This window comes from Moraxella bovis (genome assembly GCF_002014975.1).
GTDB lineage: Bacteria > Pseudomonadota > Gammaproteobacteria > Pseudomonadales > Moraxellaceae > Moraxella > Moraxella bovis.
The window spans coordinates 22,958-31,626 of the sequence record NZ_MUXV01000028.1 but is presented as its reverse complement, the minus strand read 5'-3'; the positions used below and the strand labels follow the sequence as shown (position 1 = coordinate 31,626).

Annotated in this window: 5 protein-coding genes and 1 CRISPR repeat array; all 5 genes read right to left on the bottom strand. The window is 45.3% G+C overall.

Annotation, left to right across the window (positions count from 1 at the left end):
* Positions 1-168: 168 nt before the first annotated feature.
* A CRISPR array of direct repeats spans positions 169-918; the repeat unit is 28 nt; unit sequence TTTCTAAGTCATCTATGCGATGTGGAAT.
* Positions 919-1,095: 177 nt separating this feature from the next.
* Positions 1,096-1,695, bottom strand: a complete 600-nt coding sequence (gene cas6f, locus B0182_RS07135) for a type I-F CRISPR-associated endoribonuclease Cas6/Csy4 (RefSeq protein WP_228157729.1) — start codon at positions 1,693-1,695, stop codon at positions 1,096-1,098.
* Between the two features lie 2 nt (positions 1,696-1,697).
* Positions 1,698-2,690 carry a type I-F CRISPR-associated protein Csy3 gene (csy3, locus tag B0182_RS07130; RefSeq protein WP_078274257.1) on the bottom strand — a complete coding sequence of 331 codons (993 nt, stop codon included), beginning with the start codon at positions 2,688-2,690 and terminating at the stop codon, positions 1,698-1,700.
* 42 nt (positions 2,691-2,732) lie between these two features.
* Complete coding sequence (csy2, locus tag B0182_RS07125; protein ID WP_078274256.1) at positions 2,733-3,668, bottom strand: type I-F CRISPR-associated protein Csy2; 936 nt, start codon at positions 3,666-3,668, stop codon at positions 2,733-2,735.
* Positions 3,665-5,062, bottom strand: a complete 1,398-nt coding sequence (csy1, locus tag B0182_RS07120) for a type I-F CRISPR-associated protein Csy1 (RefSeq protein WP_078274255.1) — start codon at positions 5,060-5,062, stop codon at positions 3,665-3,667. Before csy1 ends, csy2 begins: the two co-directional genes overlap by 4 nt.
* Before the next feature lie 298 nt (positions 5,063-5,360).
* On the bottom strand, positions 5,361-8,669 hold the full coding sequence (cas3f, locus tag B0182_RS07115) for a type I-F CRISPR-associated helicase Cas3f (protein ID WP_078274254.1): 3,309 nt from the start codon (positions 8,667-8,669) through the stop codon (positions 5,361-5,363).

Genomic DNA, 8,669 nt, shown 5'->3' with positions numbered 1-8,669 from the left:
GGTTGGATTGTATGTTTAAGAGGTAAAAAATAAGGCTCTGGTTCAAAAAGTATGCTACAAAGAAAACAGTTCGTGGCGATCTTGGGAAACCTAACGGTTTTCCTACCCGCAGGCAGGCTCAGGGCGAACGGAAAACTAGTTTGGCATACTTTTTAGGCTACTACCAAATTTCTAAGTTATCTATGCGATGTGGAATTCTGGTAATGGTTGGTCGTCGGGTACGGGTTTTGTTTCTAAGTCATCTATGCGATGTGGAATGATTCTCTGTCCCAATGGGATTAACCTCAGGTTTTCTAAGTCATCTATGCGATGTGGAATAAAAGATACAGATACACAAATTGACATTGATGTTTCTAAGTCATCTATGCGATGTGGAATTTCAACTGCTCGGCGGTTAATCGGCTATCGCCTTTCTAAGTCATCTATGCGATGTGGAATTGCTGGTCAAGGGGCGGCACAAGCCATAGAAATTTCTAAGTCATCTATGCGATGTGGAATAGACATAATTAACGCATCATTCTGCGAATCATTTTCTAAGTCATCTATGCGATGTGGAATGTTATGAGCACCTATTCCAAAAAGTCGCTTAATTTCTAAGTCATCTATGCGATGTGGAATACAAAGACTTGACCAAAGCGACCGTTTTTTAATTTCTAAGTCATCTATGCGATGTGGAATAGTTAAAGCAGTTTGAAAGACAAGCACTAAAATTTCTAAGTCATCTATGCGATGTGGAATTTGACCCCAATTGTGACAATGATTACAGGTTTTTTCTAAGTCATCTATGCGATGTGGAATGACTAGTGTCAATACTTGTAGGATAAATTCAGTTTCTAAGTCATCTATGCGATGTGGAATTGCCAGTTTGGTTTTCGGTATCAATAGCAAAGTTTCTAAGTCATCTATGCGATGTGGAATAAGAATTATACAACATAAAACCCACTTATATCAAGGCTTACAGCCATATTTTGGGCGTTTACCCAATGTTTTTTCGCCTGTTTATAAATGTTTGATTTTTATCAAGTTTTTAAATAGTCAAAAAATAAAGGGTGTAAACCTGTATCATGCCCTTTATTTTAGCACAACCAACCCCAATCACCAATGCGGAACGCTTGCCTTGGTCTCGTCATTAATGTTGGTAATGCCATAGGTGTTAAACACCCCCGTTTGTGGCTTGGCGACCGTATATTGGCGGATATGCAGATGATACTGCCGTTGGTTGGTCTCACTTTTTAGGCGGACAAAGGGGTAATTTTTGGCTTTTTTCTTGTGGGCAAGGCAATGCTCCAGCGCCTGCTCCACTGTCAAATTTTTAAAATCAGCAAACCGCTCCACCTGCTTGCCCAAGTCATAATGGCGATAACGCTCCACCACCACATAGCCTGTCGCTCGCTCGCCAACGTCCGCTATCGCTTTGATATGCACATAATCAGACAGGCGAGAGAGGCGTAGGGGTAAATCGAGCTTATCAAGCTCATCACGACTTGGGGCAAACATCCGCAAGCGACTGCCGAGCATGCCTTTGTCGTGCTGCTCGCTGTAGCGATAATCAGGGAATGCTACGCCAATGGTATTGATGCCATGCCCATTTGCCACGTCCGCAAGAGCGATATGAAGCTGGTTGTAGAGCTTACTCCATATCGCATAGGGCGGTATGTCATCGTTTGGGATTAGGGTAATTTCTTGATAAACCATGCTCATTCCTTACCGCTTTCGCCAAACACGCCACCACGAATTAATACGCCCATGACGTAGTGTTGCTCGTTGTCGCTTGGGATTTTGCCGTCTTTAATCCAACCGTCAAACAAGCTATAAAAGTCCTGCTTTTCTTTGGGCTGACGAAATGCCGTGCCAAGGGTGGTAACCGCTCCATAAGGCTCGGTCGCCACAGGAAACTCGGCATTTGGATACCAATCATCAATCGTACGAATGGCGTTACTGACCTTTTGTGAGTGCATACCAGCACGGTTTTGGCTCGTGTCGCCCACACGATAAAGCACCTTGCTTTTTTTACTGCCTGTATCCAAAATCAGCTCTTGGGACGGATACACTTCTTGTCCAAATCCGACTTTGGCATAAGCTTCCACCGTCAAAATGGTGAATTTATCGCCCATGAGTCCGCCTTTTATCCAGCTTGCCAAACGAGCCAATTTGTCATCTTGATAATCAAAATTGTTGAGCGACAATTCACGAGCGTTGGCAAATTTCACCGACTCATCGCCAAGCGTTACCACCACTGACACCGATTCTGCCCCCATGCGGTTTCGCCACAAAAAGCGAGCGTTGGCGATGTTGTAGGCATAGCGTCTGGCAAGCTCATCAAATCCGTGTTCGTCTTTGTAGGCTTGCACCACATCAAGCAGGGCGTTTTGGTAGGCTTGTTCGTTGCAGACGTTGGCTTTGCCGTCAAAGGGCAGTACCTTGACCGTAAAGCGAGTGATGAGCGTGTCGCACGATTCGTCCAAAAAACTTGCATCCACGGTTTGCAAATTTGCCTTTTGGATTTCGGAGTCCAGCTTGGCAGGGTCGCTGGCAATGGCGTTTTTTAGACGATTGCTGATTGTGCCACGCACGGACTTTTCTTGGACAAGTACAGGCATTTTGTCTTTACCATTGGTTTGCCAAAAGGTTGCGTCCGAGATGTCAAGTTTGCGTTCAAAAGCAAGCACGGAAGGGGTTTTTAGGGTCATGACAATTTCCTTTATTGGGTTAAAGTTGGTTAAAGGTTAAAATTACAAATATTTAGAATGCTTAATCACATATAAATCACAAGTGTTATCATAATCGCCATACCACAACGCAGAATCTAAGTCATCTATGCGATTGGCAAATCGCCACTTGCCAAGCGAATATACCGCTTCCACAAACTGAGCAGGGTACTCGTCCGAGCGAGCGTGGCTCATCTGCCCCTTGTTGTATTTGTCCGAGATACCAACAAAACCCACAGGCATAGGCACAAGCCAGCCACGTTGTTTTTTGACCGAATGAGTCGTCCACTCAGACTGGCTATCCGTGGGCGGTGTGTGGTGCAACACCGCCGTCTCAATGAGTGCATCTAGGGCGGTGGCATTGGGATTTTTTTCTTGTAATTCTTGGGTAATCTCATCAAGCTCATCATGGGCGGACGTGATGATAAAGGCAGGACATAGGCGAGATTTTTGCTCATCGATGTCGTCTTTTTTGACAAAATGCACGCCACTCATGCCTGTTAGACTGCCGCCTGCCCAGCGTTGGGATAGGGCAAATTCTTGCACGTTTTGGGTGAGCTGATTTGCTTCATCTTCGGTCAAATCCTGAACGCTGTCTTTATACACACCGATGAGTAAAGAGATGGTGAGATGACAACGCCCTTCTTCGATGATTGGGGCGGTTTTGCCTGATTTTAAAATGGGGTTGCGAGTTTGGGCGAAGGTTTTGTCTTTGTAGCCTTCTTGGTAAGTTTGAACTTGGCAATCAAAACACGCCACCAGCACACCGTCCAAGCGAATATTTTCAAAACCCATAAGGCTTGATACTTTACGGCTTAGGCTGTGCGTTGCCGCAACAAATCCTGTCAAGGCAGGAAAGCCATAAGTCAAGGGGGCGGAGACGGCATTTGCATTGATGATTTTGAGACGGTCAAGGCGAACATAGCCGACCAGCGAATGCTGTGGATAAATAAAACTCATGTCAATACTCCTTGCCCCAAACGCAAATTTGCGTTAAAGGTGTCTTTAAATTCTTTTTGCCAATGCTCAAACTCCGCCCGTCCAAATTCTAGCTCTACCGCTTGCTTATTTTTCTTTTTTTGCTCTTGCTGATAATAAGCCAAGCGTTTTTCAAGCTCGTTTTGAATCCAATGAGCAAAATCTTTTTGTACATCGTTTTGCCAGTTTTTGCTCTCATGATTTCTTTTAAATTTGTCTTCGCCATCAAGCTCGCCACGCTTTGGGTCTAGCCAGTATTTTTGGTGCAAGGCAAGTTTATAAACCTTTGACCAGCCTGCTTCTTTCTGACGGATAGCATGGGCGACTTGTAGTACGCTTAAGATAATATTTTGCAAAATGTCATCACGAGCGGTGCGAACGTCTATGGTGTTTTTGTGGTTTTTATTAACACGAACAAGCAGTTTAAAAAGCTCGTCCATATCATCTTTGACCACATAGGCTAGCGACTTGCCAAAAATCGTCTTGGCTGTCTTAGCAAAAGACAAATCGCTACTGCCTGTAAAGGTGGGTGGGTAGGACGGTAAAAGATAGGTTTTGCCCCCTTGACGGCTGACAAGTTGAGAGATGTTTTGGGGCTTTGTACCACCAAGCTGTATCGTTGCCAAATCCACAACCGACACATAAGCGGTTGTCTCTTTGCCCTTAAAACGGTTGTCTCGGGCTTGTTTGTTGGTGTCTGAATAGCGTAAGTGATTGATTTTATGAAAAACATCATGACTAAGAGCAGACGCAAACAGCGGTATGATAAGATGATATTCATCATCAGGCAACGCCCAAAAAAGCTGTTTGTTGCGTTCGTGCGTGGTTGGTACGTCCTTTTTGCCTGTGAGCGTGTCATAAAAAATCTGCCGATAGTCATCACAAACCGCCACGTCATCATGAAATGCCCCCACCAAGGCAGGGTGTTTGTCGGTGATAAGCTGTCTGATTTTGATGTCACCCACTTGCCAATCAAAAAAGCTCGCCAGTGGCAGGGCAGCAGCGTTGCCGTTGGCATCAAGACTTGGTGTATCAAGGGTGTGCGTGCCGACAAATGGGCAGGGCGTGGCGTTGGCGGTGATGTTGTCGCCTTTGGCATCGGGGTGTACGCCTTTTGAGATGTGCGTGCCAAATTTTAGCTGAGTTGCCATTTTTTTGGCATCGCTAAGCCATGTTTGTTTTTGGTATTTGGCTTGTATGGGGGCAAGTGCTTCTTGGGCTTGGGCGATTCTGGTGGGTTCGCCTGCTTCTGTGGCTTTGGCAAGCTGTTTTAGCTCTTTGTCGGCTTTTTTGTGAAATTGAGCGAGCAAAAACTCATCAATCGCTCGCTTGATATCATCGGTTGTCAAATTGGTGTTTGGGGTCGGTGCTGTCATGGGATTTCCTTGTTATTTTTAGGGTATTAAAGCATATTTAAAAATTGATTTCAACCATTATATTTGTAAAATAAATGAAGTATAATATAAAGTTCATCACAAAGATGACTTAGAAAATTATGTATGTTAAATACACATTCCACATCGCATAGATGACTTACACTCTACAAAATGAAAAGTGCTACGGTTTTTCGTTCGTGGTGAGCTTGTCGAACCATAACGGAAACCGACCCGCAGGCAAGCTTGTGGCGAACGGTTTCCGTGGCAAAATTCAATTTTGTTAGCTGTATTTACCACGTTACCGCTCATACACCCCAAACCGCTCATCAAAATAATAGCCGTCATGATAATCATCACGAATGGTCAGCACGCAAAAGCGAATGATGAGCATATTGACAGACGTGTCTGGATAATGTTCCCTAAGTTTGGCAAGCTCGTCCGATAGATTGGCGGTCAGCCATGTATCAAGATTGGGATTTTGGCACGTTATCGCCTTTGGGATAATCTCATGGGTTGTTTTGGCGTTCGCCACACCGTGCATCTCTACGCTGTCATAGGACGAGATGTTTAGGGTGTTATCAAGCGGATTGACGATAAAATCTGTCTGCTTTTGACTTTGGCGAAATGGTGTCAGACAAGACAAATGAACGTGCAGACGGTTGGCGGTATCTGGCTCATAATAAGCATTGACCACATTGATGTCATCATTGTTCATCAAATCCTGCATGACGGCGTGTTCTAAATCCGCCAGATTCTTTTTGGGTTCTGGCGTAGCGGATTTGCTAATCCGAGCGACCGATGAAATGCGTTCATAATCTGCCTGTTTGATAAGTTTGCTCACTTGGTGCGTGGCAAGGGGGAAGGCTTGGCTTTCAAATCCAGGGTGGCAAAAGGCGATGTCTTTATCCTTTAATGTTCTGATATTCTTATCCCAAATGGCAATATTAGGAGCGAAAGCCACCTTGTCAGTACGATGTCGCCACACTCGCCCTGCTGTTTGTATGATAGACCGCATGGAGCTTGGCTCAATCATCGCCCAATCATAATCATGGTCTCGCCCCACTTCCGCCACAGGCGTGGCAAGTACCATAAAGATATGGTGCGTTTTGTCGGGGTGCTTGGCAAGGTTGTCTATAATATCAGGATTGTTGGCAAGAGCCTTTGGGTCATGGCGATTTAGGAGTTTATCAAGTCGCACTTCCAGCTGATTTCGCAAAATAAACACTTGTCTGGCATGATAGCACGCCAAATAAAATTGACAACCGTCAAACCCTGCCATGTCGCCCGTCTCGTGCATGGCTTTGGCGATACCGATGAGTGGATTGATGTTTGCCATGCGAATAAGCCCAATACTTACCGTCTTACCATGAATTTGGGTGTGATGTAAGTCGTGCAAGGCTTGGGCTTTGTCAAACAGCACGCTTGCCATGTCTTTATAAAGCTTGTCATCGTCTTCATTATCCATCTCATCAATCAGCAAAATCTCGCCCCAATGACGCACAGCATTGTCATTTAAATGCTTGACACGCCCCCTGATAAACTGCTCATGATGAGCATCAAAATCATCTGCCACTTGTACCGCTTTGCTCACATTTTCATCAAACCACGCACACACCACTTTTGGGGCAGGTTTGCCAAAATTAGCGTTATAAATCATACGTCCGCTCTGATACGCCTTAAACAGCCCTGCCACCAAATCAGGGGGTAATGTCGCAGACGACAACATCACCCGAGAGCCAAACATTCCTGCCAAATGCACAAGGCGAGACAAAGCAGGCAGGTCGTTTTGGTCAAAATCATCAGGCTCATCAAAAATCACATCACTACTAAACAGCCGTAACATCGGTACGATATACCGCCCACCACGCTTGCACTCGCTGGCTTGCATTAGGTGGTCTATGGTGCAGACTGCCACAGGGGAGGCTATCAGGCGCTTGGCGTGGTCGCTCTCTACGAGCGTGCCAAGATTTAGCTCGCCCAAATCCGTGTGAATGTCGCTATCCACAAATTCATCCAGCAATCTTTGGACGGACTCACTGCCTGTATCCGAGCCTATCTCGGTGTCATTGTCGCTGTTTTGCAACTCAAAAAGCTGTTTTTGGGCAAGACCACCCACCAATACGGCAAGCTCTTTATCCGTCAAAGCCAGTTTTTGGCGTAGGCTTTGCCCTGTTTGTAAGGTCAAAACACGAAGGCCTAACGCCACAGTAAGCCTTGCCCCCTTATTAGGGTCGGTCAAGGCGTACATGATACGAGCATTGGCAAGTGTTTTGCCTTTGCCTGTGCTTGCCATATTTATCCCAAAAAAGCCGTGTGTATCGGTCGCTTCACGGTGTTTTAAAGCGGTTTTAAAGGCGGTATTTTGCCACAAAAATCCGTCCGTATCGGTATTTTGCAATAAAGGATTGTGGTTTTGTAGGGCTGGCAAATTTTCATGCAACGTTGGCAAAATCCGCACAAATTGAGCACTAAATTGTGCCACGCCCAATAAATGCTCGTCTAATGTTTGTTTGATTTGTGTTTGTTTGGTTTGGTTTTTGTCATTAATTTTAATGGTATTGGCAATAAGGCTTGGGTCAAATTTTCCTTGATGCCGTTTTTTATCATCTTTTTTTAAACCAGAATAATTATGGTCAGCCATCATGAGTGATAGCCGTGATAAATGCAGTAAAAATGGGTCGGATACCGCTTGGGGATATTGCTTGATAAGGGTTTGCAGATAGGGCGAATTTTGGGCTTTTGTGGCGTAGCGTTTGAGCTGTTTTTGCCACAGTTTGTTGTGCAAAATAAACTGTTTAAAGTTAAAAAAGTCGTCCGCCTTATTGCCCTTATTAAACACCCAACGCTCCATGGCTTCTAGACTTGCCAAATAACTTTGTACATCTCTTGATAAACACTCTGGCGTGCTATACGCCTCGGGCTTTTTAAAATAATAAGCGTGTGCGGGTGGCAGGCGATGATGTGTTACCACAAGCCAAATAATCCATTTGGTTAAAGGGGGGAGCTTGCCCATATCTGCTTTATCTGGCGTGCCAAAATCGGACAAAGTCGGCAATGCCTTATCTGCCAGATACTCATCAACATGAGCAAGGCGTTCAAATACTGCTTGGTCGGTAGTGCAGTCGCCCACCAGCCAGACGATGAGTTTTAACGACACCCATTCGTGACGGTAGAGGTCGGAGATATTGGTGGTGGCAAAGAGTTTATTTTGAAAGCCTATCGTGGATTTGCCGATGTCATGGAGCAGCCCTGCCAATGTGGCGATGATGCCAATGCCGTCCAAAAACTGCCAGTTATTCTCCCAATCATGGTGCAAAATAGAACGTCTGGTACGATTCGCGGCTACGCCCCCTGCGGTGTTAAATTTGGATTTATTCCCCACCACCCACACAAGCTCGGTGCGGTGGCGAGTGGCAATACGGTGGCAAGCGACTGCGGTTGATTTGCTGGCGGTGGATTTTAATAGCTCGTACACCGTTTTTAGACCAATCTCGGTGATGTTGGTTTGCCAAACGTTATCGCCAATGCGACCCGCAAAAGCGTCCAAAATCTTGCGAGTGCGTTTTATGGCTTTTTTCTGGCACTGGGAAATAAAGGTAACAATCAT

Bases quoted from the DNA above. Each gene is read 5' to 3' on its own strand.
- cas6f (WP_228157729.1), bottom strand. From the start codon at position 1,695: ATGGTTTATCAAGAAATTACCCTAATCCCAAACGATGACATACCGCCC.
- csy3 (WP_078274257.1), bottom strand. From the start codon at position 2,690: ATGACCCTAAAAACCCCTTCCGTGCTTGCTTTTGAACGCAAACTTGAC.
- csy2 (WP_078274256.1), bottom strand. From the start codon at position 3,668: ATGAGTTTTATTTATCCACAGCATTCGCTGGTCGGCTATGTTCGCCTT.
- csy1 (WP_078274255.1), bottom strand. From the start codon at position 5,062: ATGACAGCACCGACCCCAAACACCAATTTGACAACCGATGATATCAAG.
- cas3f (WP_078274254.1), bottom strand. From the start codon at position 8,669: ATGATTGTTACCTTTATTTCCCAGTGCCAGAAAAAAGCCATAAAACGC.